The sequence below is a fragment of the Chlorobium ferrooxidans DSM 13031 genome (genome assembly GCF_000168715.1).
GTDB classification, from domain to species: Bacteria; Bacteroidota; Chlorobiia; order Chlorobiales; family Chlorobiaceae; genus Chlorobium; species Chlorobium ferrooxidans.
In genome coordinates this window covers 35,721-59,181 of sequence record NZ_AASE01000017.1, presented here as the reverse complement: position 1 = coordinate 59,181, position 23,461 = coordinate 35,721, and the positions used below count along the sequence as shown (strand labels likewise).

Below are 23,461 nucleotides of genomic sequence, written 5' to 3'. Positions count from 1 at the left end.
CAGGCGGGTTTACGGCGACGTACAGCTACAGCGGTCTGGTGAGCGGTGACACGTCAGCGACGTTGAGCAACAGTGGAAGCGCCTATAACAGTGCGAATGTCGTCGGAGCCAACAAGGTAACGGTAAGCGGCCTGTCGATAGGGAGCATAACGGGCACGAACAGTTCAGCGGCGAGTGACTACGTGCTGGACGCGACGAGCAAGGATGTGTCGGCGACAATAACGGCGAAGTCGGTAACGCTGAGTGGGGTGAAGACGTATAGCGGCACGACGGGTCTGAGTGGGTCGGTAACGATAGGCGGCCTGTTGAGCGGCCAGACGCTGGGCTATAGCGGCTCGACAGCCAGTGACGCGCATGTATCGACGACGAACAAGTATATCAGTGCGATAACGCTGCTTGACGGAACGGGTCTTGCGAGTAACTATGCGTTGCCGAGCCTGACGGGGTACAGCGCGGGAGTGAACAGCGTGACGATCAATGCGGCGACGCTGACGCCGACGGTGACGAACGCGGGCGTGACGAAGACGTACGACACGACGACGGATGCGCCAGGCGGGTTTACGGCGACGTACAGCTACAGCGGTCTGGTGAGCGGTGACACGTCAGCGACGTTGAGCAACAGTGGAAGCGCCTATAACAGTGCGAATGTCGTCGGAGCCAACAAGGTAACGGTAAGCGGCCTGTCGATAGGGAGCATAACGGGCACGAACAGTTCAGCGGCGAGTGACTACGTGCTGGACGCGACGAGCAAGGATGTGTCGGCGACGATAACGGCGAAGTCGGTAACGCTGAGTGGGGTGAAGACCTATAGCGGGACGACGGGTCTGAGTGGGTCGGTAACGATAGGCGGCCTGTTGAGCGGCCAGACGCTGGGCTATAGCGGCTCGACAGCCAGTGACGCGCATGTATCGACGACGAACAAGTATATCAGTGCGATAACGCTGCTTGACGGAACGGGTCTGGCGAGTAACTATGCGTTGCCGAGCCTGACGGGGTACAGCGCGGGAGTGAACAGCGTGACGATCAATGCGGCGACGCTGACGCCGACGGTGACGAACGCGGGCGTGACGAAGACGTACGACACGACGACGGATGCGCCAGGCGGGTTTACGGCGACGTACAGCTACAGCGGTCTGGTGAGCGGTGACACGTCAGCGACGTTGAGCAACAGTGGAAGCGCCTATAACAGTGCGAATGTCGTCGGAGCCAACAAGGTAACGGTAAGCGGTCTGTCGATAGGGAGCATAACGGGCACGAACAGTTCAGCGGCGAGTGACTACGTGCTGGACGCGACGAGCAAGGATGTGTCGGCGACAATAACGGCGAAGTCGGTAACGCTGAGTGGGGTGAAGACGTATAGCGGGACGACGGGTCTGAGTGGGTCGGTAACGATAGGCGGCCTGTTGAGCGGCCAGACGCTGGGCTATAGCGGCTCGACAGCCAGTGACGCGCATGTATCGACGACGAACAAGTATATCAGTGCGATAACGCTGCTTGACGGAACGGGTCTTGCGAGTAACTATGCGTTGCCGAGCCTGACGGGGTACAGCGCGGGAGTGAACAGCGTGACGATCAATGCGGCGACGCTGACGCCGACGGTGACGAACGCGGGCGTGACGAAGACGTACGACACGACGACGGATGCGCCAGGCGGGTTTACGGCGACGTACAGCTACAGCGGTCTGGTGAGCGGTGACACGTCAGCGACGTTGAGCAACAGTGGAAGCGCCTATAACAGTGCGAATGTCGTCGGAGCCAACAAGGTAACGGTAAGCGGCCTGTCGATAGGGAGCATAACGGGCACGAACAGTTCAGCGGCGAGTGACTACGTGCTGGACGCGACGAGCAATGATGTGTCGGCGACGATAACGGCGAAGTCGGTAACGCTGAGTGGGGTGAAGACCTATAGCGGGACGACGGGTCTGAGTGGGTCGGTAACGATAGGCGGCCTGTTGAGCGGCCAGACGCTGGGCTATAGCGGCTCGACAGCAAGTGACGCGCATGTATCGACGACGAACAAGTATATCAGTGCGATAACGCTGCTTGACGGAACGGGTCTGGCGAGTAACTATGCGTTGCCGAGCCTGACGGGGTACAGCGCGGGAGTGAACAGCGTGACGATCAATGCGGCGACGCTGACGCCGACGGTGACGAACGCGGGCGTGACGAAGACGTACGACACGACGACGGATGCGCCAGGCGGGTTTACGGCGACGTACAGCTACAGCGGTCTGGTGAGCGGTGACACGTCAGCGACGTTGAGCAACAGTGGAAGCGCCTATAACAGTGCGAATGTCGTCGGAGCCAACAAGGTAACGGTAAGCGGCCTGTCGATAGGGAGCATAACGGGCACGAACAGTTCAGCGGCGAGTGACTACGTGCTGGACGCGACGAGCAAGGATGTGTCGGCGACGATAACGGCGAAGTCGGTAACGCTGAGTGGGGTGAAGACGTATAGCGGCACGACGGGTCTGAGTGGGTCGGTAACGATAGGCGGCCTGTTGAGCGGCCAGACGCTGGGCTATAGCGGCTCGACAGCCAGTGACGCGCATGTATCGACGACGAACAAGTATATCAGTGCGATAACGCTGCTTGACGGAACGGGTCTGGCGAGTAACTATGCGTTGCCGAGCCTGACGGGGTACAGCGCGGGAGTGAACAGCGTGACGATCAATGCGGCGACGCTGACGCCGACGGTGACGAACGCGGGCGTGACGAAGACGTACGACACGACGACGGATGCGCCAGGCGGGTTTACGGCGACGTACAGCTACAGCGGTCTGGTGAGCGGTGACACGTCAGCGACGTTGAGCAACAGTGGAAGCGCCTATAACAGTGCGAATGTCGTCGGAGCCAACAAGGTAACGGTAAGCGGCCTGTCGATAGGGAGCATAACGGGCACGAACAGTTCAGCGGCGAGTGACTACGTGCTGGACGCGACGAGCAAGGATGTGTCGGCGACAATAACGGCGAAGTCGGTAACGCTGAGTGGGGTGAAGACGTATAGCGGCACGACGGGTCTGAGTGGGTCGGTAACGATAGGCGGCCTGTTGAGCGGCCAGACGCTGGGCTATAGCGGCTCGACAGCCAGTGACGCGCATGTATCGACGACGAACAAGTATATCAGTGCGATAACGCTGCTTGACGGAACGGGTCTTGCGAGTAATTATGCGTTGCCGAGCCTGACGGGGTACAGCGCGGGAGTGAACAGCGTGACGATCAATGCGGCGACGCTGACGCCGACGGTGACGAACGCGGGCGTGACGAAGACGTACGACACGACGACGGATGCGCCAGGCGGGTTTACGGCGACGTACAGCTACAGCGGTCTGGTGAGCGGTGACACGTCAGCGACGTTGAGCAACAGTGGAAGCGCCTATAACAGTGCGAATGTCGTCGGAGCCAACAAGGTAACGGTAAGCGGTCTGTCGATAGGGAGCATAACGGGCACGAACAGTTCAGCGGCGAGTGACTACGTGCTGGACGCGACGAGCAAGGATGTGTCGGCGACGATAACGGCGAAGTCGGTAACGCTGAGTGGGGTGAAGACGTATAGCGGGACGACGGGTCTGAGTGGGTCGGTAACGATAGGCGGCCTGTTGAGCGGCCAGACGCTGGGCTATAGCGGCTCGACAGCAAGTGACGCGCATGTATCGACGACGAACAAGTATATCAGTGCGATAACGCTGCTTGACGGAACGGGTCTGGCGAGTAACTATGCGTTGCCGAGCCTGACGGGGTACAGCGCGGGAGTGAACAGCGTGACGATCAATGCGGCAACGCTGACGCCGACGGTGACGAACGCGGGCGTGACGAAGACGTACGACACGACGACGGATGCGCCAGGCGGGTTTACGGCGACGTACAGCTACAGCGGTCTGGTGAGCGGTGACACGTCAGCGACGTTGAGCAACAGTGGAAGCGCCTATAACAGTGCGAATGTCGTCGGAGCCAACAAGGTAACGGTAAGCGGCCTGTCGATAGGGAGCATAACGGGCACGAACAGTTCAGCGGCGAGTGACTACGTGCTGGACGCGACGAGCAAGGATGTGTCGGCGGTGATAACGGCGAAGTCGGTAACGCTGAGTGCGATGAAGACGTATGATGGGAATACGACGTTAGGTTCCGGGACGGTGACGATAACGACGGGCATATCGGGAGAGGCGTTAGGCTACAGCGGAGCGACATCAATTAGTCCGAATGTATCGGATAACGGCACGAATTACATCAATGCGATAACGCTGCTTGACGGAACGGGTCTTGCGAGTAACTATGCGTTGCCGAGCCTGACGGGGTACAGCGCGGGAGTGAACAGCGTGACGATCAATGCGGCAGCACTGACAGTAACGGGAAGCCTCACCGGAAGCAGCAAGAGAGTATATGATGGTACATCTGTCGCTACGCTTACCTCTGAGAACTATCTGTTGAATGGTTTTGTGGGAAGTGAAGGCGCAACAGTTACCAAAACAACGGGAACATATGACAATAAAAACGTTGGCACAAACAAGACGATAACGGTTAGCCTACTTTCCGGTGACTATCTCGCGACAGGTTCCACAAATCTCAGCAATTACACCTTGCCAACAACAGTGACAGGTGATATTGGCGAAATCACCAGGGCCAATCTTACCATTAGCGGTCTTTTGGTCTCCAACAAGGTTTATGATGCTACGACAGCAGCGACGCTGACCGGTTCGGCAAAGGTTACACCACTTGGAAGCGATGTTGTGAGTGTTGGCGGCAGTGCGACGGGTACGTTTGCGGACAAGAATGTCGGGACATCCAAAGCGGTAACGGTGAGCGGCAATACCATAAGCGGCACTGATGCAGGAAACTACACCCTGCTGCAGCAGAGCGGTCTTTCAGCTGATATTACGAAGGCCAATCTTACCATTAGCGGTCTTTTGGCCTCCAACAAGGTTTATGATGCGACAACGGTAGCGACACTGACCGGTACGGCAAAGGTTACACCGCTTGGAAGTGATGTTGTGAATGCAGGCGGCAGTGCAACGGGTACCTTTGCGGACAAGAATGTCGGTACCTCCAAAGCGGTAACGGTAAGCGGTAATACCATAAGCGGCACTGATGCCGGAAACTACACCCTGCTGCAGCAGAGTGGACTTGTTGCGGATATTACAAAGGCCAATCTGACGGTTAGCGGTCTTTTGGCCTCCAACAAGGTTTATGATGCGACAACGGCAGCGACACTGACCGGTTCGGCAAAGGTTACACCGCTTGAAAGCGATGTTGTGAGTGTAGGCGGCAGTGCGACGGGTACGTTTGCGGACAAGAATGTCGGGACCTCCAAAGCGGTAACGGTGAGCGGCAATACCATCAGCGGCACTGATGCCGGAAACTACACCCTGCTGCAGCAGAGCGGTCTTTCAGCTGATATTACGAAGGCAAATCTGACGGTCACGGCTGGTGATGTGAGCAAGAAGTATGGTACGGTTCCGTCCTTAACCCTTTTCTCGATCAGCGGACTGATAGGCAACGAAACAGTCGGCAGTGTAACGCTGACAAGCGCCGGTTCTGCTGCAACAGCTTCGGTTGCAGGCAGTCCATACCCGATTACACCAGGTAATGCTGAGGGCGGAACCTTCTCTCTGAGTAACTATACAGTCAGTTATGTGGACGGCCAGTTGCGGGTTGAGGATATTCCGCAGACCGTTATCCCCACTATTACGGTTACAATCAATGTTCCAAGTGTTGTTCCGGCAGGCATAACAACGCAGCTGCCGTCCGGCACGATGTCGATTGGCAGGGCGCTTTCAAATTCAACGACTACGTCACTCTCTTTACCCTCCGTTACAACTGTAGCATCAGCGGGGACATCCGGTGGCGTTGTGCCGGAGAATAACGCAACTGCCCCCACGAACACCGGGACGCAAAACAGCAGCGGCAACACCCTGACGGTTGCTGATACCGGAAGTACAGCGGCTGTGACGAGCGGCACTACGAATCAGGCGGCGGATATCAATCAGGCGAGTCTTCCTCTTGGCAGCACGGCATCAGCCGGCGAAACTCCGGCACCGTTTACGGGAGTGATCAATGTTTCTGTCGGAGGAAAGCTCGTTCGCCAGTCACAAAACGCTGTTATACCTCTGCCTGATAATGTTACGACAGGCCTTTCAAAAGGGACCGGAAACGAGAAGGTTACCCTGGATAATGGGGCTCCGCTCCCGTCATGGCTTCAGTATGATTCCGCAAGCCGTTCTTTCAAAATCATAAGTCAGCCTGAGAAGTCTTTCAATATCAAGGTTCGTGTGCAGGATAAAAACAGGAGTTGGGAAGTGAATCTTTCCAGCTCCTGATCGGCTGATCAGCGGCAAAGCGTACAGGGAGTTATAAGGGGCGTTGAGATTTTTGGATGTGATCTTGAGCGTTATTCGATTAAATTTTAATTACATATATAGATAATGAGTAAGGTAATGTATGTCACGGGAGGGGCGAGGAGCGGCAAAAGCACATTTGCCCTGCAACTGGCTGCTGACTACCGGAACAGGGTGTTTGTTGCGACGGCTGAGCCGTTTGATGATGAGATGCAGCATCGTATCGGCAGGCATCAGGAGGAGCGGAGCAACCGGTTTATGACACTGGAGGAGCCTCTTTTTCCGCAGCGTGCTTTCCGGAATCTGCCTCTCGGTACTGATGTTGTCCTGTTCGACTGTCTGACGATGTGGACACGAAATCTTACGCATCATTTGGAAGATCATCGGGCGATTGATGAGCAGATCACTCATTTTCTTGATGTTCTTCAAAAGCCGCCCTGTGATGTTATTCTTGTATCAAAAGAGATCGGTATGGGTGATTTGCCGGATAGTGCCATCTCCCGTCAATTCCGGGATGCAGCCGGTATGATAAACCAGAAGGTAGCCGCCATAGCCACCGAGGCCTGGTTGCTCTGCAGCGGCCTCTCGGTTCGGCTGAAATAACGGCAAGGGAGAGTGTCGTGAAAAAGGGCTGAAACAAACTCAAGGGCAAGGCAGCCCAAAAAGGGGGGGGCTTACACCACCTCCTTTTTTTTTGTATCTTGTCCGGCACTTCAGGACATGAACACAGTACACTCTGTTTGAAGCTGTAAAGAACAGTACACAGAACAACCTAAATTGAGTGATATATCCTATGCATAACGAGTTGCTGCAACTTTTGAGCGCTATCCACCCTGCTGATCCGGCGCTCAGAGCCCCGGCGCAGGCACATCTTGATGACCTTACCAAACCGCAGGGGAGTCTTGGCCGACTTGAGGAGATTGCCCTGAAATATGTGCTGGCGACAGGCAAGCTTGATCCGGAGCTTTCAAAAAAGAAAATCTGCTGTTTTGCCGCTGATCACGGCGTTGCGGTGGAAGGAGTCTCAGCCTTTCCGGCTGAGGTTACGCCCCAGATGGTCTACAATATGCTCAGCGGCGGAGCAGCGATCAATGTGCTTTCACGTCATGCCGGAGCTGATCTGGCGGTTGTTGATATGGGTGTCAATCATGACTTTCCGGACACACCGGGGCTTCTGAAATACAAGGTTAAACCGGGTAGTGCCAACATGGCATCAGGTCCGGCCATGAGTGAGGAGGATACCTTGAAGGCGCTGCTTCGCGGAGTATCAATAGCATACGATGCTTATGATGCAGGTTACCATATTCTTGGAACCGGCGAGATGGGTATTGCCAACACCACTCCGGCAACGGCACTCTACGCTGTTCTTCTCGGTGTTCCGGTTGAGAGCATAACCGGCAGGGGAACCGGCATTGATGATGAACGCCTCCAGCATAAAATTGAGGTTATCCAGAGGGCACTTGCGATCAATGCCGCCCGTTGCACAGCGCCATTCGAAACGCTTGCCGCACTCGGCGGCTATGAGATTGCCGCCATCACCGGTTTTATTCTGGGGGCGGCATCACGGAAACTGCCCGTTGTAGTTGACGGCTTTATTTCGTCAGCCGGAGCCGTTGTTGCCCTGAAGCTCTCTCCGGCAGTGGAAGACTACCTCTTTTTCAGCCACACCTCCAATGAGCAGGGGCACAGGGTTATCATGCAGAAGCTTGGAGCCAGACCGATTCTTGATCTCGATCTCCGTCTGGGCGAAGGAACCGGTGCTGCTCTGGCCATGCAGATGATTGAGGCTTCCGTTAAAATCTACAAAGAGATGGCAACTTTCAGTTCTGCAAAAATCAGTGAAAAAAGCGCTCTCTGATGTTGAAATCTCTTATTACAGCCATCAGAACACTGACGCTGTTTTCTGTTCCGGGGCGAGATACAGAGAGCTTCAGCAACACCCTTTTCTGGTTTCCTGTTGTCGGGCTTTTTCTCGGCTTGTTGCAGGCACTCTTTGGCTATGGCGCTCATCTCTCGGGATGGAATGAACTGGCGGCGGCACTGGTCGTTCTCGGAGGAGTTGTGCTCACACGGGGTATGCATCTTGACGGTCTTGCCGATCTTTGCGACGGCTTCTGGGGTGGACGCACAAAGGAGTCGATACTGAGGATTATGAAGGATCCGAATGTCGGTTCCTTTGGCGCCATTGCGCTCTCAATGCATCTCCTGCTCAAATGGATTGCCGTGCTTAAACTGGTTGAGCTCGGCGCATTCACCTTTATTGCTGCCGGAGTGCTGCTTGCCCGTCTGACGCAGGTGGTTCTGGCTTCAGCGCTCCCTTATGCCCGCCGAGAGGGTGGTACAGCTCAGGCTTTTGTAACCGGTGCCGGATGGATGCATATTTCGGTTGCTTCGCTCTTTACCCTGCTTTTTCTTTTTCCGCTTCTCCATCAGGATCTCCATGCGCTGCTTGCCTTGCTTGCCGCCTCAATCGCTGCAGGAGGGATGACCGGCCTGTTGAGCTATAAAAAAATCGAAGGGGTTACAGGTGATGTCCTTGGAGCCGCCAGTGAGTTGACCGAGGTTTTTGTCTGGATTTCGGGGGCACTCTACCTTTTGTTGAGTGGAAACGGATGATACCCTTTTTTCAATACGTCAAGGTAGTGCCGAGATGAGTGAACAGGATTTTTCCCTTCTTCCGCTTCCGGCCATTCACTTTGGAGCGGGCCGGTTTTCTTCGCTTGCTCAGCATATCGCTCCATTAGGCAGAACAATTCTGGTTGTTACCGGCGCTCATGCACTCCGGCACTCGGGTCATTTCACCGGGCTTATCGAGAGCCTGGAGCAGAGCGGGTTGAGTATACACCATCTTGCTGTTGAGTGCGAGCCCTCTCCTGAACTGGTCAACAGTGCGGTTTCCAGCTTCAGGGCATGTTCCGTGGACGCGGTTCTTGCCATCGGGGGAGGGAGTGTTCTGGATGCAGGAAAGGCAATTTCGGCAATGCTGCTCCAGACTCTTCCGGTTGAGCGGTTCATAGAGGGGCAGGAGGGGTTTACGGCGCATGACGGACGGAAGGTCCCCTTTATAGCTGTTCCGACAACCTCCGGCACCGGTAGCGAAGTTACCAGTAACGCCGTCATCAGCAGGGTAGGAGCCGGCGGTTTCAAGCGCTCTCTCCGCCATCCGGCGTTTGTTCCCGATATTGCCCTGATCGATCCGGAACTCATGCTCACACTCCCGGAAGCGATGACCGCCGCTTCAGGAATGGATGCCTGCACCCAGCTGATTGAAGCATATACATCGCCTTTTGCCTCACCCTACACGGATGCTCTTGCCTGCAACGGTCTCGAACGGTTCAGCCGGTCGTTTCCGGGAGTCTGCACCGATCGCGCTCTTGACAGCAGTGCAAGGGGAGATATCGCCTGGGCCGCCCTCCTCTCCGGTATCGTGCTTGCCAATGCCGGGCTTGGTGTCGTACATGGATTTGCTTCATCGGTAGGCGGACTTGTCAACATACCGCACGGCACACTCTGTGCAACACTTCTTCTTGAGGCGACCCGAGAGAATATTGCCACCCTGCATCAGCTTGACCGGAACCATCCGGTTCTGCATAAATATGCCAGAGCGGGAGCCCTGCTCTCCGGCTCTGCATACGGGGATGTTCATTCCGGATGTGAAAAACTGCTTGAGAGGCTTGAAGTCTGGCAGGAGCAGCTCCGCTTTCCGCGCCTGAGCCGTTACGGACTGGCGCCCCGCGATATTGACCACATTGTTTCTATCACCCGATGCAAGAGCAACGCGGTTCAGCTTGATGAGGCGGCGATGAAGCGGATTCTCTCAAAGCGCTTGTAATGCAGGCGCCACTATAAATCTATTCCGCGATTCGATTGTTTCGTTAGTCGGTGCTCGGTGCTCGAAATCCTCAAGTACTGCGTGTACATTCCGGTTTCTGCGCTCCGACCGCCTTGCACTCAAACCGCTCACCACAATTTATTGTGATGCCTGAACGTTGATCCAGGGAGATTCGGACAGTAATTTCTCGTGATAGCGGATATGACTTTGTTTGAGATTTGTTTTCTTTTCGGTTAAAATTCCTTACCATGAAGTAAGAAATAATCTGAATGGTAAGGAGGGATTTTATGGCTATCGCAACAATAACGAACAAAGGACAGGTTACCATTCCGAAAGCAGTTCGGGATACTCTTGGATTGCATTCCGGCGACAAGCTTGATTTCTCATGCGATAAGGGAGGACGTATCGTTGTTACACCAATCAATAAAAGTGTTGATGATCTTTTTGGCAGGTTTTTTGACCCTGAAAGAAAATCAATTTCAATTGCGGAAATCGATGATGCCGTTCGGCGAAAATTCAGAGAGCAGGAGAGATGAAAGCGCTTGATACCAACATTCTTGTTCGTTTTCTGGTTCGTGACGACAAGGCGCAGGCCGCAACTGTCTACCGCTTATTTAAAACGGCAGAAGAGGAAAAAACAGAGTTTTTTGTCTCTGTTCCTGTGCTGCTTGAACTGATCTGGGTGCTGGAATCCGTGTATGAAATAAAGCGTGCAGATATCCTTGATGCTTTTGCTGAGCTGTTACTGCTACCCATTCTTGTTTTTGACAGTCACTTCGCAATACGGTCGTTTATATCTGATGCACAAAAAAACAAGGTTGATCTGTCGGACCTGTTGATCGCCTTTGACGCAGCCGTGTCCGGTTGTGTGCAGGTATTGACTTTCGATAAAAAAGCAGCCAAATCATCGCTGTTTGAACTGCTTTCGTAATCATTGGCTGTTGTTTTAAGGTTTACCCCTGACGGGTTGCCCACCACTCGTCACCGTAGTTGTAGAAGAGCTCCTCACCCTTTTCAATATCGCGCAGAGCATAGAGTATCAGTTCATGTCCGATATCCGTCTGCTCAAGATAGTAGGCAACATTGGGTGTGAACGAGTGGTTGAAGAGCATGCCGTTACCCATGACCACCAGGCGTGAGTTTTCCCTGCTCCCGTAGAACACGTAGTTCAGAAGCTCTCCGCCGATATCTTTGTCCGTTACCTCAAGCGCCGGGCAGCGCTCAATCACCGCACCATTCATGATCTTATTAGAAGCAAAAGCACCCCGTCCGCTGACGCTTGAGGCTGCAATGGTAACATTGTGCTTCATTGATTGCTTCCCTCTTTTATTGAAATACCGGCTGATCAAAAAACCGGAGAACATACCCGCACTGAAGAGGAGGGCTGTGAGAAGGGGGGAATTGAGATCCATAGGTGTATAGAATTGTCCTTGTAGAAGTGGATGTTACAAAAATCCCGGCATAATTATACAGTTTCAGCGCTCATGAAACCCGCTTCATTTTACAAATCAAGTGTGCAAAGCAGTAAAAATTTCGGATTTCACTGCTCATGAACCGGAGCGGGTTTTGTATTTTATCGGAAACGGTAGTCTTCGTTCAGAACGCATGCACAGGTGCGGCTTTCAATAATCCAGGGCACTGTTCAAGGGGATGTCATGAAACGAGTAGTGATCACCTTTCTTCTTCTGCTTTTTTGCGGAAGAGCTTATGCAGCAAACTATGCAAAAATCGAGCTGAGGGATATCCAGGGCATGTTTGGCGGACAGGAACTGACGCTCAGGGAGAACGGTGAAGTTATAACAAGTATAGTCAAGCCTTTCAAAAACAGACTTTATGAAAAGAGATATTCCGGTCGTCTGAATTTTTCGGAAACAGTTGCCGCTCTCGATCTGCCACTGCTTGTGCGTTACAAGGAGACTCCGAGGGAGGGTATGCCTGATGAGTCTCGCCCGACCATCTGCGTTGTGATGAAAACCGGCACGGTTCTGAATTACGCGAAATGGGCGGAAGAGTCAGAAGAACATTTTGACCGTGTATACAAGCGGCTTTTAAAACTGGTTCGTTCAAAAACCGGGCGACTGGTTTACAGCGGTTACTGGTCCGGATCTTCAAAATAATGGCTATGCAGGCTGACAGATCCGGCATTGGTGAATCACAGGCGGTGCTCCGGATCAGCGATCTGTCAAAATCCTACATCATGGGAGAGGTGCAGGTCGATGCGCTGAAACAGGTATCCCTTGATTTTTATGCCGGTGAGCTGGCCGTGTTGCTTGGTGCTTCCGGCAGCGGCAAATCGACCCTGCTCAATATTATCGGCGGACTCGATACACCCACCTCAGGCAAGCTTTTTTTTCATGGCCGGGAGATTACCGCCGCTACGGAAGCGGAGCTGACGGCCTACCGGCGACGCTCAATCGGCTTTGTTTTCCAGTTCTACAATCTGATTTCGAGCCTCTCCGCACTTGAAAACGTACAGCTGGTTACCGAGATTGCTGAAAACCCGATGAAGGCCGATGAGGCGCTTCGTCTGGTTGGGCTGGGTGACCGGCTGAACCATTTTCCCGCGCAGCTTTCCGGAGGGGAGCAGCAGCGGGTAGCTATTGCAAGGGCTGTAGCCAAGCGGCCGGAACTGCTTTTATGCGATGAACCAACCGGTGCGCTTGATTTTCAGACCGGGAAGCTGGTTCTTGATGTCATTGAAAATGTCAACCGTGAACTCGGCACAACAACCCTTGTCATTACCCATAACGCATCCATCGCCGGTATGGCTGACCGGGTGGTTCGCCTTCGTAGCGGGGAGGTTTCCGAAGACCGCAGGAACCTGACCCGGGTTTCCCCTTCGGAACTTGTCTGGTAGATGCCGGAATGAAGCAACTCCAGAGAAAACTGCTGCGCGACCTGCTGCATCTCAAAGGTCAGATGCTCGCTGTGGCGGCTGTGGTTGCCTGCGGAATATCGGTTTTTGTCTCCATGAGCAGTGTTAAATACTCGCTTGAGGCCTCCCGTGAACGATATTACAGCCGCTACCGGTTTGCCGATGTATTTCTGCAGGTCAAGAGCGCTCCGGAGTTTTATCGGGAGACCGTGAGCCGAATCCATGGGGTTGCATCAGTCACTACCCGTATCACCACCGATGTTACGCTTGATGTTCCGGGTCTTGACGAGCCGGCAACAGGCAGGCTGGTCTCGATTCCCGAGTATCGGGGAGCACCGGTACTGAACGATCTGTTTCTGAAAAAAGGGCGCTACATTGAACCGGGAAAGCCTGAAGAGGTGATTGCGAGCAAACCCTTTCTTGAAGCCAACAATCTTGTGCCGGGCGATCATATCAGCGCGGTGATCAACGGGCACAAAAAAGAGCTGCTCATTGTCGGCATGGGCCTCTCGCCCGAATATATCTATGAGGTTCAGCCGGGCGCCTTTTTCCCTGACAAACGGCGGTTCGGCGTTTTCTGGATGAGCCGCAAGGCGCTCGAATCCGCGCTTGACATGACCGGAGGGTTCAATGACCTCTCGCTTACGCTGGCTTACGGTGCATCGGAAAAAGATGTCATCATGCAGCTCGACAACCTCTTCCGGCGATATGGCTCCCTCGGGGCATACGGGAGGAGCGAGCAGCTCTCCGACCGCTTCATTGTCGACGAAATCAAGCAGGTCGGCATCCAGATAACCTTTCTTCCTCTGGTCTTTCTTGCTGTCGCAGTCTTTCTGCTCAACATTGTGCTTCGCCGCATCGTCGCCACCCAGCGCGACCAGATAGCCGTGCTCAAAGCGATGGGGTACTCCAATGAAGATGTCGGTCTGCACTACCTCGGATATGCCATGATTCCTACGGCTGTCGGTGCCATTGTCGGAACGGCGCTCGGAGCCTGGCTCGGCCGAGGACTGATGAACATCTATGCGGACTTTTATAATTTTGCCGAACTGGTCTATTACTTCCGAATTGAGGATGTGGCCCTCTCGGTTATTCTGAGCTTCATTGCGGCTCTTTTCGGCGCACTCGGCGCTGTGCGCAGTGCCGTCATGCTGCCTCCTGCCGAAGCGATGCGTCCTGACTCTCCGGTTATCTACAAGCCTGGTCTCTTTGACCGTGAACCACTTCGCCATATAATGCCGGTACCGGTCAGGATTATTGTCCGGAACCTTGAACGGCATCAATGGAAATCAGCTCTCTCGGTGCTCATGATCTCTCTGGCCGTAGCCATTCTTATTGCCGGCCGTTACACCTACGATGCGGTCGACCGCATGGTTCAGGTTGAGTTCAGCCGGAAACACCGCGAGGATGTTACGGTTATTTTCAATGATCCCATGCCGCCTTCCATAGCCTATAATTTCGCATCAATGGACGGAGTTCTTGAACGGGAGTTCTACCGTGAAGAACCGGTCAGAATGAGTTTTCTGCATCGATCCCGCCGGCAGTCCATCAAGGGTCTGGAGTCAGCTGTGGGGCTGCAGCGGCTGGTTGACAAATCAAACCGGCAGGTCAATCTTCCACAAAACGGCATACTCCTGACCACCACTCTTGCCGACATACTCGGCGTAAGGCCGGGCGACAGGCTTCAGATTGATTTTCTTCAGGGAAAACAGCTTCATCGCGAGCTTCTTGTCGGCGGCACAATCGATGAAATACTCGGTCTTTCTGCCTACATGAACATCGCAGAGCTGAACCGGCTGGCAGGCGACGGAGGAGCGCTGAACGCCGCCTATCTGCGCATAGACCGGTTAAAGGGAGCGCAGCTCAACACAACCTTTAAAAAAATGCCCGGAGTTGCCGGAATCATGATGCTGAAAGCTCTCAAGGAGAGTTTCGATGAGCTGATAGCCCGAAGCATGACCACCTCCACAATCATTCTTACCACGTTTGCCTGCGTGCTCGCCTTTGCCGTCGTCTACAACGGCGCGCGCATTTCACTTTCCGAACGGGCACGCGAGCTTTCAAGCCTGCGGGTGCTCGGAATGACCAAAGGCGAGATATCCTTTATCCTGCTCGGCGAACAGGCACTTCTAACTCTGGCAGCCATACCGGTCGGCTTTCTCATCGGTATAGCGCTCTCGGCACTTCTTGCCCGTGCGCTCAGTTCCGAGCTCTACCGGCTTCCTTTTGTGTTCAGCGCCTATAACTTTCTGTTTGCTTTTATCGTTATAGTCATTGTTTCGTTTGTCTCCGCTCTTGCGGTCAAAAAACGACTGACATCGCTCGACCTTGTCGAGGTATTGAAAACCAGAGAATAGATTATGACCTTATCGAAAACACAGAGAATAGCAGGGCTCTCGCTTGCAGCAGTTGCTCTCATCCTCTTTTTTGTATTCAGACCCGCTCCGCTTCCCGTTGATACCGGTGTCGTCCGCCGCGGCCCGCTTCAGGTAACGCTTGACGGCGAAGGCGTTACGCGGGTAAACGACCGGTATGTTCTTGCCGCTCCGGTAACCGGAAAGCTTTTGAGAATGACCATCGAGGAGGGTGACAGTGTCCGCAAAGGCAGTGTGCTTGCCTCACTTCTTCCGCCGGAACTTGACTCAAGAGCCGGGCAGGAAGCCGCAGCAAAAGCCGAAGCCGCCCGTGCTCTATTTGCTGAAGCCAATGCGCGTCACCGCCGTGCTCTGCTCACTCGAGAACAGGCAGACCGCCACGCTGTGCGTTACCGGAACCTCAAGCAGGAGGGTGCCGTATCACTTGAAGCCGCTGAACTTGCTGCGAGTGAGGCGGCAATTGCCCGCAAAGAGGCCGAAGCCGCCGGTGCGGCAGCAACAGCAGCCCGTTACAGCCTGGATGCGATTCAGACCTTTACCAACAGTCAGATATCAGGAAAGCCTTTGGCGGTGATCTCACCTGCCGATGGACGGGTACTGCGAATCCATGAAAAGAGCGAGAGGCTCATCACTGCCGGATCTCCGATTGTCGATATCGGCGACCCTTCGGCAATCGAGATTGTCATTGACGTACTCTCAAGTGAGGCCACAAAGGTGCGTCCCGGAAACCCTGTTGTGATCACCGCATGGGGTGGCCGGAAGGATCTGCGGGGAGTGGTGAAAAGCATCGAGCCTGCAGCATACACCAAAGTCTCCGCACTCGGCATCGAGGAGAAACGGGTCAATATTGTGGCACTCCTGAACGCGTATGAACCGCTTCTCGGCGATAATTTCCGTGTTCAGGCAGAGATTGTTCTCAGTGAAGCAAATAATGTGCTCCAGGTACCGGTAAGCGCCCTGTTCAGGGGAAAGGATGAGTGGCACCTCTTCGTCATTGATGGAGGCAAAGCTGTCGAGAAGGCCGTCAGGATCGGCATGCGTGGGACCTGGCAGGCCGAGCTGCTCTCCGGGCTCAGGGAGGGGGAGAAGGTCGTTGTGCATCCCACCAATGAACTTCGTGACGGCATGAGGGTAAAGATCCAGGAGTAGCTCCCGGTGGAGTGTTGTACCCCTCGTTTGCAATGAACTTTCATCTCAAAAAGAACACTTGCACATTTCCCCTGCCGGTGTAACTTTACCCCCATGAAAAAAACTGCACCAGTAAAGGAGAGAGAGCGAACCCCAATCGCCTCTCACAGCTCTATTATCATTATCGGAGGGGGGGCCTCAGGGTTGCTGGCCGCCGTCTCGGCGAGGCGGGCAGCCGAAGATGCCGGAATCGGCACTGAAGCATGTACCATCACCCTGCTTGAGCGCAACCCCCGTACCGGAACAAAACTCAGACTCTCCGGCGGAGGCAAATGTAATGTCACCCACGAGGGCAGCCCGCAAGAGCTGCTTGAAAAAGGTTTTATCCGCCGCAATGAACAGCGTTTTCTGCGCCATGCATTGTACAGTTTTACCAGCAGTGACCTTCTTCAGCTGCTGCTTGCACGAGGTGTTACAACCGGGGTGAGAGCCGATGGAAAGGTGTTTCCCGATAGCGGCGAGGCCTCATCGGTAGCGATTGCTTTTGAGGAGCTGCAGCGGATCTCGTCGGTAGTTGTGCGCACCTCCTGCAGGGTCAAAAGTGTTGAGCAGCGGGATGGCCTGTTTCAGGTCAGAAGTACAGGTACACTATTCACCTCGGATGCCCTTATTCTGGCTACCGGCGGCGTTTCATACTCCGGAACCGGAACAACCGGAGACGGCCTTTCGATTGCAAAGACATTCGGTCATACGGTCATGGCTCCCTCGGCCGCACTCACTCCGGTTTATACCATCAAGCCGCCTCCGGCCTCTCTTGCAGGAGTTGCCCTGCGTTCGGCCGGACTTGTCGCATCCGGGGGAGGGCGGAGTGTCGAACGGCGAGGAGATCTGCTCTTCACCCACCGCGGTTTCAGCGGGCCTGCGGCACTCTCGCTTTCACGCGATATTGCGGAGCTTATGCGGGAGTCCGGCAGCTGCCAGCTTTTTGCCGATCTCTTTCCTGATCATACAACCGCCGAAGTCGAACAGTTTCTGCTTCGCCAGACCAAAAAAAATGGCGCACAGATGGTGCGCAAATTCCTGCAGATCTGCCCGATAGCGCCGCCCGAGGGAGCATTCGGCACGGCACCCCACGGCACTATACCTACCGCTCTTGTGCCCTCGATCATGCGTCATGCCGCAATTGAGAGCGAGGTGACCTGGAGTATACTTCCCAAAGAGAAACGGCTCGCCTTGCTCGCTGTGCTGAAGCGCTTTCCGCTTGGAAGCGTTCGTGAAACAGTGCTTGATCAGGGGGAGGTATCGGCCGGCGGTGTTTCACTTGCAGAGGTGAACCCGAAGAGCATGGAGTCTCGGATTGTGCCGAAGCTGCTTTTATGCGGTGAACTGCTCGACTATGCCGGAGAGATCGGAGGCTACAACCTCCAGGCAGCATTTTCAACCGGCTGGATGGCCGGCCGGAATGCGGTGAAGAGTTTGAAATTCTGAGATTTAAAATAGGACTTAAAGGACTTCAGGGACAGCAATTAGGGCAACCACAAGGGATTGCCCCTACAGTAATTTGTGAAATTCGTGGACAACTATCTTCTTTTCAATCTTGTCCACTTTCGTCCACTTCTGTCCACCATTTCTTCGTCCACAGTGTCCACTTTTTTCCTCTTTACCCGCAGGAGTAGAGGGGTTCTTTGGTTACGCTGTCCATCTGCATGATGGCAAAACGGCTTTTTTCCAGATCGAAGGAGAACTCCGGATTGTCGTGAAAAACAACAGCTCTCTTTTCGAATCGTACTTTCATAGGCACGCTGACCTTGCGTTCATCACCGCACACGTTGTTTTTTACTCCGGGCCTAAAGAGTTCACTTCCGGAACCCGGTATTGAAACCTCTACGGCATGATCAACCGTACTGAGGGCTTCAACCGATCCATCCACCGAGAGCTGGACGGAGTTGATATCACCATGAATGCCGTTCGGCTCGTTATCGTAGGCAGTCAGTATGCCGATTGGCGTCGGGATATCAATTTTTTTAAGCGGCTCAAACGAGCGTATTTCACCCGATTCATAGAAAGCCAGTCCCGTCCGGATGGTGATCTCTCCAACCGGGGTTGTCACCTTGAGCGTTTGACCGGGCCAGAGGGTTATGCTTTTCAGTGCGCCACTCTCATAAAACTGGAGCGCTATAATTTTCGCGGTGAGTTCACCGGCCGGAGAACGGAAGGTAAGTGCCTCTGCAAGGGCAAACTCGTTTTTCCAGGACCAGAATCCACTCAGCTTTCCGTCAAGGGGAAATATCCGCTTGATGCTGCCGTTTTTGTGAAAGGTGACCAGTTCAGCAGGGATAGCTCCAACCGGCGTTTCAAGCATGGTTTGTGACTGCAGTGCTATCGATTTGAGCGAGCCGTCCTTGTAGAAGTAGAGCGGTTTTACCGCTCGCCGTCCCATATCCTCCGCTTCATACTGGGGAACAAGGGAGCCGTAGGGCGTTGTCAGGGTATTGGGCTCTGTGACAAGACAGCCATCCATCTTGCCGTTTGAAAAGAGAGTGCGGAACTCCACTCCCGAAAGATCCCCGTAAAGAGTGTTTACGCTGCTCATGTTTATCGCTTGTTTAAAGGGTTGTCAGGGTTACCTCTCCTGCCTGCCTTTAATTAAGCAATAACCGTGCCGAAAAGAAAGAGTATCGTTAACTGTATATCTTGAAAGAAGATGCCGAATCTTTCTTTGCGATTTCGCCGGGAGTATATGCTACAAAAAGGTAGAAAACTAAACAGACGTTACCTTCTGGTAGGAAAATAGATATAAATTATCCGGATTATCACTTCCTGAAGCAGCTTCTCTATGATAGAGCAGTGCACTTCCGGCTTTCAGGTGCCTGTTCGATTTGTGCATGGTAAAGGATCAAGAGCCACTCTCGATAGGTTCAGAACTTTGACTTTGCTTTTCTGAATGCCTTTTTCAGGTCGTTAAGGGCAACTTCAGCACCCTTTCTCATCTCCATCCAGGCATCCTCGCTGCTGTGCAGAAGATCAGCAGCTTTTGTCGCTGTGGCTTCACGATGCAGTTTTACCTCTTCGATATGCTTCTTCAGGTTTTGCGTGATCTTCTCTGCTCTCTTTTCAAGCTTTGCTATATCGCGATCCCACGACCTGAGTTTGCGGTCGAACTTGTTGATAAAGAGTTTGCGTTCCATAGTGTTGTTATCTGATTGATTATACCGGATACACTTCAGGTTTTCTCATTACAACAACAGTTATCAGCGCTTTTTCGTTTTGTTTTGCAATGATGTATTGTGAAAATCGGGGAGATTAAACGCTTTTTTGACTGTTCAGGAAGGGAGGCAAGGGGTGTATAAAGCGGGAGGAACCGGGATGAGGGCCAGAGATGCTGCAAATGCAGGGCTATTTCTTCTGCATTTGCAGTGCTTTTTCCGATATGATCTCTTCGACATTTGAAGAGATGGAGAGACTTCGCATGAGTTCAAGCAGATTCTGCTCGACATTGAGATTCAACTCCACCGCCCGTCCATTCTGAAAATCGGGATTGCTCCCCTTGAGCTGGACTGCAATGACAGACTTGCCGTCAGGGGTCATGCTTAATGAAGAGTTCAAATGCACATAGAGAAAGTTTGAAAGGGCCTCATAGGTTGTGCGCAGCCCCTGGTTGGCGGCAGCCCGCTCCTCCGCAGTCGAGGCATAGATGATCTGACCGTTCTGTTCGGCATTCATTCCTCCATTTCGGATTTCAAACAGCTCATTCTTTAAGGCAATGGGGATGTCGCCCTTGATCGTACCGGTTGCAAAAATCTTTTTCGTTCCCTGGAGATCCAGCAGTTTCTGCAGGGGTATGTTGTTCACATGAAGGGTGGTTTCCGCGCTTTTTTTTGCCATATCGTAGTCGACGCGTGCGATAGAGAGCGAACCGTCAAGCAATCCCGAACTGAAGTCAGTCAGTGATACAATATCAGGATGAAGCCTGTTCTTCCAGAGGGTAATCGTTCCAAGTGGAGCGATCAGCAGCAGCTCTCCTGATGATGTTTTGCGGCCGAGGCGGCTGAGTTTAAAGCGAATGGCGAGGCTTCCATCCAGTGTCCGGGTGAGGAGTATGTCAGGTTCGGTAAAGGTGTAGGTTGCATCAGAGTTTGCACTGCTGAATATGCGCTCCTGTGTGGTTTGCTTTTTGCGCGGAGTTGCAATGGTCACTTTTCCTCCGCCCGATGAGTGCAGCCGGGCGTTGTTCACGGCAAACCGTGATTTGTCGATAGTAATCGGCACGACTCCGCTGATGGAGCCGGAAAGCGAACCCTTGAAATCGCCGTGCAGCTTTACCCGTTCAAGCGCTTTGATATTGTTCAGTTTGATGGTGAATCGGCTGATTCTGGTTGATGGATCGAAACTGAAGGGGGTTGAGGAGATCTTTCCTCCGAGCAGCATTGCCGACATGCTTCGAATTGCGAGTCCTGAAAGTTTTTTGTTGCTGCTGTTAAGTTTTATGGTTGCGTTGAGCTCATGCAGGAGCTTGTCGCCCCCTTTGGCGTCGCCGATATCAAAAGAGAAGAGGGCTCTCTTCTCTTTGCTGTAGAAGATGATCCGGGAGCCTTTTGTGGCCGCAAGCGCAGCATTTCTGACGGTTATTGTCGAGTCCTGAAACTCGATAGGCAGTGATCCGCTTACCATGCCGCTGGCGGCAGGGGTTTTGCTTCCGCCCCGATCAAAACCCGGCAGTTGGGAGAGCGGAATTTCTGCAAGAGAGAGCGTAAATCTGGTCTTTTTATCCTTAAGGTTGTAGTCGATTTTCTGTGATGAAGCCTGCCACTCAAAGAGGTCAACGGAGCAGTTGCTGAGTGTCAGCGTGCAGGGGTTGAGCGGATCCCGCTTTGAGCCGAAAAGAGCCTTGAAATTACTGACTGGCGAAGCTGCGCCGTCACTGTAGAGAGCTGCAACACGGAGCGTATCCACGGCTTGCTGCCACTTTCCCGCTTCACTGAGTTGTACCCTGTAGTTTACTCCTTCCAGTCGAAGCTTTTCACGACCTGCCTTCCCATCAATCACCGGATAGGAGAGAGAGAGCGGTTTGATGGAGAGCCCCCGGCTTCGGGAGGCTGTTATCCTGGCGGTTAGCTGGGGAGTTCTGTCGCTGAATACAAAAAGCTCGGGATTGGTGCCCAGAGAGAGAGAGTCAGCCAGCAGGGTGATCTCGGTATCAACATTGTCCGGCATGATCCCCCATGATGCAGGGCCGTATGAGAGCACGGGATGAAAAGAGAGCCGGCCGTTAATGAGTGAGAGGGTAAAGGTTATCGGCTCATCGCTGCACCCGTCCGGAGGGGGGGTAAACGAGGCTTTCAACTGGCGGAACCCCAAGCCAGAGAGGCCGGGAGATGTAAGACCGGAAAGTTCAATCCGGAACGGTTTTCCTTCCAGAGCCCGGCTGAGAAGCAATGGCGCCACAAAGGGAAAAGAGAACCATGCTGCCACCGGCAGGAGTACCAGCAGCAGAAGGAGAAAAACAAGCGTGCCAGGCAGCCATTTTTTCACGGAAAGAAAATTTTATGGGGGCGTCACTCTTAATTGATTCCGCAGTACGATTCCGTTATCGGTTCCGATACGTCGTAATCAGGACAATGAACAGCGATACCCGGGGTTGTTTACTTTTTTACCCAGTTGCCCCTGACCTGGACCCACGTACCGGCCGGAAGCCGTGAGTAGATTTTTTCGTACATCATGGCACCGACAACATCAAGTGTCAGGTTGTTCTGTGCGGCAACTTTTGCATACTCTGCGCGGCGGGAGTTGTTGATGGTGGTAATCAGCTCCTGTGCTGCAGTTGAGGCTCCGGGAGGAAGGGCAAGCAGCCCGTTATCCACTTCTCCGGCAAGACCGCTGGATCGGGCAGTATCAAGGTCAAGCGCATATGCCGGGAGGGTAATGCTGAGCGCAAGCATGATCAAGAGGGCTGTTTTGGACGCAATTCGCTGTATTGTTCTCATGGTTGTGTTCCTCCGGGTTAGAATAATCCTTTTTTGGTGTCAAGCAGGTTGTCCAGTTCACGGTCAACTCTGATTCTGATTTCGTGATCGATTTTTATGTTCATGTTGATCACGATGGGTTTATCGGGAGCTTCAACTTTTACCGTCGGGCTGCACGCACTCATGAGTGCAGCGGAAGTAAAAGAGAAGAGGGTTAACAGACTGATGGTTGATTTCTTCATTACGGTTCCTTTTGTTAAGGGTAACTCTGCGGTTAGAAATAGTTCATTGAAATACTTAACTCAAGCTTTGAGGTGTCAAGCGAAAAAAGTGCATCACTGAATGATGGCGGACCACGCCTGATTTTAGGGTTGTTTGAAACACCGAACCCCTCATTTGGAATGCCGATAAAGTTCTTGTCCATTTTACCATTGCTGTTTTCATCATGCAGTACACTTACGGCATAGGATCCATAGGGGATGTTTTCAAATGTGGCGTCAATTGAGGAACTTCCGTTTTTACATACTCTTGTCGCAAAGGCGCAATCGGGTTTGTCGGGAAAACCTCTCTTTGTCGTATAGAGTGCAAAGCCAAGCATGCCGTCGGGATTTTTAAGCCCCTTGATGTGAACGGTGATTGAGCCGGTCTGATATATCGCTGAGCTTGCCGGAACTACATTTTCTGCTGTAAGCGGCTTCGTTGCCGGCAACAGCAGGAGGATTGCAAGCGGGAGAGCTGTCTTCATGAGGTTCCGAACGGTTTTGGTCATTGCACGTCCGGCAGCATATCCGGAGTATTCCGCAATATCGTTATTTGTAAAGCAAAGTACAAGAGCTGATAAATGGCCCAGCCTGCAGAATACCACTCCGGAGTGCTGAACGCTTTTTATAGCTCTTTTCAGGGAGGTAAAACTATTAAATCTCCGCATTCGTTTACAGAAAACTGTCAACCATTAA

At 53.3% G+C, this 23,461-nt stretch carries 19 protein-coding genes; 12 read left to right on the top strand and 7 right to left on the bottom strand.

The window, feature by feature from the left end:
• The 7 genes from CFERDRAFT_RS12480 to CFERDRAFT_RS08640 all read left to right on the top strand — a co-directional run.
• The coding region (locus CFERDRAFT_RS12480) for a YDG domain-containing protein (protein ID WP_006366842.1) at positions 1-6,314 on the top strand (6,314 nt) is incomplete at its 5' end.
• Positions 6,315-6,419: 105 nt separating this feature from the next.
• The gene (locus tag CFERDRAFT_RS08665; protein ID WP_006366841.1) at positions 6,420-6,935 is read left to right on the top strand and encodes a bifunctional adenosylcobinamide kinase/adenosylcobinamide-phosphate guanylyltransferase; all 516 of its coding nucleotides are present in this window, start codon (positions 6,420-6,422) and stop codon (positions 6,933-6,935) included.
• Between the two features lie 190 nt (positions 6,936-7,125).
• Positions 7,126-8,190 (top strand): nicotinate-nucleotide--dimethylbenzimidazole phosphoribosyltransferase, encoded by a 1,065-nt coding sequence (gene cobT, locus CFERDRAFT_RS08660; RefSeq protein WP_006366840.1) that lies wholly within the window; start codon positions 7,126-7,128, stop codon positions 8,188-8,190.
• Complete coding sequence (gene cobS, locus CFERDRAFT_RS08655; protein ID WP_006366839.1) at positions 8,190-8,948, top strand: adenosylcobinamide-GDP ribazoletransferase; 759 nt, start codon at positions 8,190-8,192, stop codon at positions 8,946-8,948. The genes cobT and cobS overlap by 1 nt, the downstream gene beginning before the upstream one ends.
• Before the next feature lie 34 nt (positions 8,949-8,982).
• Entirely contained in the window at positions 8,983-10,164 is a 1,182-nt protein-coding gene (locus CFERDRAFT_RS08650; RefSeq protein ID WP_006366838.1) for an iron-containing alcohol dehydrogenase, read from the top strand.
• A gap of 287 nt (positions 10,165-10,451) precedes the next feature.
• Positions 10,452-10,700: an AbrB/MazE/SpoVT family DNA-binding domain-containing protein gene (locus CFERDRAFT_RS08645; RefSeq protein ID WP_040433562.1), complete on the top strand. Its 249-nt coding sequence runs from the start codon at positions 10,452-10,454 to the stop codon at positions 10,698-10,700.
• Positions 10,697-11,095, top strand: a complete 399-nt coding sequence (locus tag CFERDRAFT_RS08640; protein WP_006366837.1) for a PIN domain-containing protein — start codon at positions 10,697-10,699, stop codon at positions 11,093-11,095. The genes CFERDRAFT_RS08645 and CFERDRAFT_RS08640 overlap by 4 nt, the downstream gene beginning before the upstream one ends.
• 22 nt (positions 11,096-11,117) lie before the next feature.
• On the opposite strand, the gene CFERDRAFT_RS08635 is transcribed toward CFERDRAFT_RS08640, so the two are convergent.
• The gene (locus CFERDRAFT_RS08635) at positions 11,118-11,474 is read right to left on the bottom strand and encodes an SET domain-containing protein-lysine N-methyltransferase (RefSeq protein ID WP_006366836.1); all 357 of its coding nucleotides are present in this window, start codon (positions 11,472-11,474) and stop codon (positions 11,118-11,120) included.
• Positions 11,475-11,819: 345 nt separating this feature from the next.
• Here CFERDRAFT_RS08635 and CFERDRAFT_RS08630 point away from each other — a divergent pair, with 345 nt between their 5' ends.
• The 5 genes from CFERDRAFT_RS08630 (at position 11,820) to CFERDRAFT_RS08610 (ending at position 18,030) form a co-directional block, all read left to right on the top strand.
• The gene (locus CFERDRAFT_RS08630; protein ID WP_006366834.1) at positions 11,820-12,281 is read left to right on the top strand and encodes a hypothetical protein; all 462 of its coding nucleotides are present in this window, start codon (positions 11,820-11,822) and stop codon (positions 12,279-12,281) included.
• A 5-nt stretch (positions 12,282-12,286) separates the two neighbouring features.
• Positions 12,287-13,021: an ABC transporter ATP-binding protein gene (locus CFERDRAFT_RS08625; protein WP_040433561.1), complete on the top strand. Its 735-nt coding sequence runs from the start codon at positions 12,287-12,289 to the stop codon at positions 13,019-13,021.
• An 8-nt stretch (positions 13,022-13,029) separates the two neighbouring features.
• Entirely contained in the window at positions 13,030-15,396 is a 2,367-nt protein-coding gene (locus tag CFERDRAFT_RS08620; RefSeq protein ID WP_006366831.1) for an ABC transporter permease, read from the top strand.
• 3 nt (positions 15,397-15,399) lie between these two features.
• Positions 15,400-16,563 carry an efflux RND transporter periplasmic adaptor subunit gene (locus CFERDRAFT_RS08615; RefSeq protein ID WP_006366830.1) on the top strand — a complete coding sequence of 388 codons (1,164 nt, stop codon included), beginning with the start codon at positions 15,400-15,402 and terminating at the stop codon, positions 16,561-16,563.
• Positions 16,564-16,656: 93 nt separating this feature from the next.
• A complete protein-coding gene (locus CFERDRAFT_RS08610) occupies positions 16,657-18,030 on the top strand; it encodes a BaiN/RdsA family NAD(P)/FAD-dependent oxidoreductase (RefSeq protein ID WP_006366829.1) in 1,374 nt (457 codons plus the stop codon).
• Positions 18,031-18,202: 172 nt separating this feature from the next.
• Here the strand turns inward: CFERDRAFT_RS08610 and CFERDRAFT_RS08605 are convergent, their stop codons facing one another.
• The 6 genes from CFERDRAFT_RS08605 to CFERDRAFT_RS08580 all read right to left on the bottom strand — a co-directional run bounded on the left by CFERDRAFT_RS08605 (position 18,203) and on the right by CFERDRAFT_RS08580 (position 23,274).
• Positions 18,203-19,135 (bottom strand): hypothetical protein, encoded by a 933-nt coding sequence (locus tag CFERDRAFT_RS08605; RefSeq protein WP_006366828.1) that lies wholly within the window; start codon positions 19,133-19,135, stop codon positions 18,203-18,205.
• 325 nt (positions 19,136-19,460) lie between these two features.
• Complete coding sequence (locus CFERDRAFT_RS08600; protein WP_006366827.1) at positions 19,461-19,730, bottom strand: sll1863 family stress response protein; 270 nt, start codon at positions 19,728-19,730, stop codon at positions 19,461-19,463.
• Positions 19,731-19,938: 208 nt separating this feature from the next.
• Entirely contained in the window at positions 19,939-22,074 is a 2,136-nt protein-coding gene (locus tag CFERDRAFT_RS08595) for an intermembrane phospholipid transport protein YdbH family protein (protein WP_006366826.1), read from the bottom strand.
• A 110-nt stretch (positions 22,075-22,184) separates the two neighbouring features.
• Complete coding sequence (locus CFERDRAFT_RS08590) at positions 22,185-22,526, bottom strand: YdbL family protein (protein WP_006366825.1); 342 nt, start codon at positions 22,524-22,526, stop codon at positions 22,185-22,187.
• A gap of 17 nt (positions 22,527-22,543) precedes the next feature.
• The gene (locus CFERDRAFT_RS08585; RefSeq protein ID WP_006366824.1) at positions 22,544-22,747 is read right to left on the bottom strand and encodes a YnbE family lipoprotein; all 204 of its coding nucleotides are present in this window, start codon (positions 22,745-22,747) and stop codon (positions 22,544-22,546) included.
• Between the two features lie 32 nt (positions 22,748-22,779).
• The gene (locus CFERDRAFT_RS08580) at positions 22,780-23,274 is read right to left on the bottom strand and encodes a DUF2141 domain-containing protein (protein WP_050770668.1); all 495 of its coding nucleotides are present in this window, start codon (positions 23,272-23,274) and stop codon (positions 22,780-22,782) included.
• Positions 23,275-23,461: the final 187 nt, after the last annotated feature.

Bases quoted from the DNA above. Each gene is read 5' to 3' on its own strand.
- CFERDRAFT_RS08590 (WP_006366825.1), bottom strand. From the start codon at position 22,526: ATGAGAACAATACAGCGAATTGCGTCCAAAACAGCCCTCTTGATCATG.
- CFERDRAFT_RS08625 (WP_040433561.1), top strand. From the start codon at position 12,287: ATGCAGGCTGACAGATCCGGCATTGGTGAATCACAGGCGGTGCTCCGG.
- CFERDRAFT_RS08615 (WP_006366830.1), top strand. From the start codon at position 15,400: ATGACCTTATCGAAAACACAGAGAATAGCAGGGCTCTCGCTTGCAGCA.
- CFERDRAFT_RS08635 (WP_006366836.1), bottom strand. From the start codon at position 11,474: ATGAAGCACAATGTTACCATTGCAGCCTCAAGCGTCAGCGGACGGGGT.
- CFERDRAFT_RS08640 (WP_006366837.1), top strand. From the start codon at position 10,697: ATGAAAGCGCTTGATACCAACATTCTTGTTCGTTTTCTGGTTCGTGAC.
- cobS (WP_006366839.1), top strand. From the start codon at position 8,190: ATGTTGAAATCTCTTATTACAGCCATCAGAACACTGACGCTGTTTTCT.
- CFERDRAFT_RS08620 (WP_006366831.1), top strand. From the start codon at position 13,030: ATGAAGCAACTCCAGAGAAAACTGCTGCGCGACCTGCTGCATCTCAAA.
- CFERDRAFT_RS08610 (WP_006366829.1), top strand. From the start codon at position 16,657: ATGAAAAAAACTGCACCAGTAAAGGAGAGAGAGCGAACCCCAATCGCC.
- CFERDRAFT_RS08645 (WP_040433562.1), top strand. From the start codon at position 10,452: ATGGCTATCGCAACAATAACGAACAAAGGACAGGTTACCATTCCGAAA.
- CFERDRAFT_RS08665 (WP_006366841.1), top strand. From the start codon at position 6,420: ATGAGTAAGGTAATGTATGTCACGGGAGGGGCGAGGAGCGGCAAAAGC.
- CFERDRAFT_RS08650 (WP_006366838.1), top strand. From the start codon at position 8,983: ATGAGTGAACAGGATTTTTCCCTTCTTCCGCTTCCGGCCATTCACTTT.
- CFERDRAFT_RS08630 (WP_006366834.1), top strand. From the start codon at position 11,820: ATGAAACGAGTAGTGATCACCTTTCTTCTTCTGCTTTTTTGCGGAAGA.
- CFERDRAFT_RS08605 (WP_006366828.1), bottom strand. From the start codon at position 19,135: ATGAGCAGCGTAAACACTCTTTACGGGGATCTTTCGGGAGTGGAGTTC.
- cobT (WP_006366840.1), top strand. From the start codon at position 7,126: ATGCATAACGAGTTGCTGCAACTTTTGAGCGCTATCCACCCTGCTGAT.
- CFERDRAFT_RS08600 (WP_006366827.1), bottom strand. From the start codon at position 19,730: ATGGAACGCAAACTCTTTATCAACAAGTTCGACCGCAAACTCAGGTCG.
- CFERDRAFT_RS08585 (WP_006366824.1), bottom strand. From the start codon at position 22,747: ATGAAGAAATCAACCATCAGTCTGTTAACCCTCTTCTCTTTTACTTCC.
- CFERDRAFT_RS08580 (WP_050770668.1), bottom strand. From the start codon at position 23,274: ATGACCAAAACCGTTCGGAACCTCATGAAGACAGCTCTCCCGCTTGCA.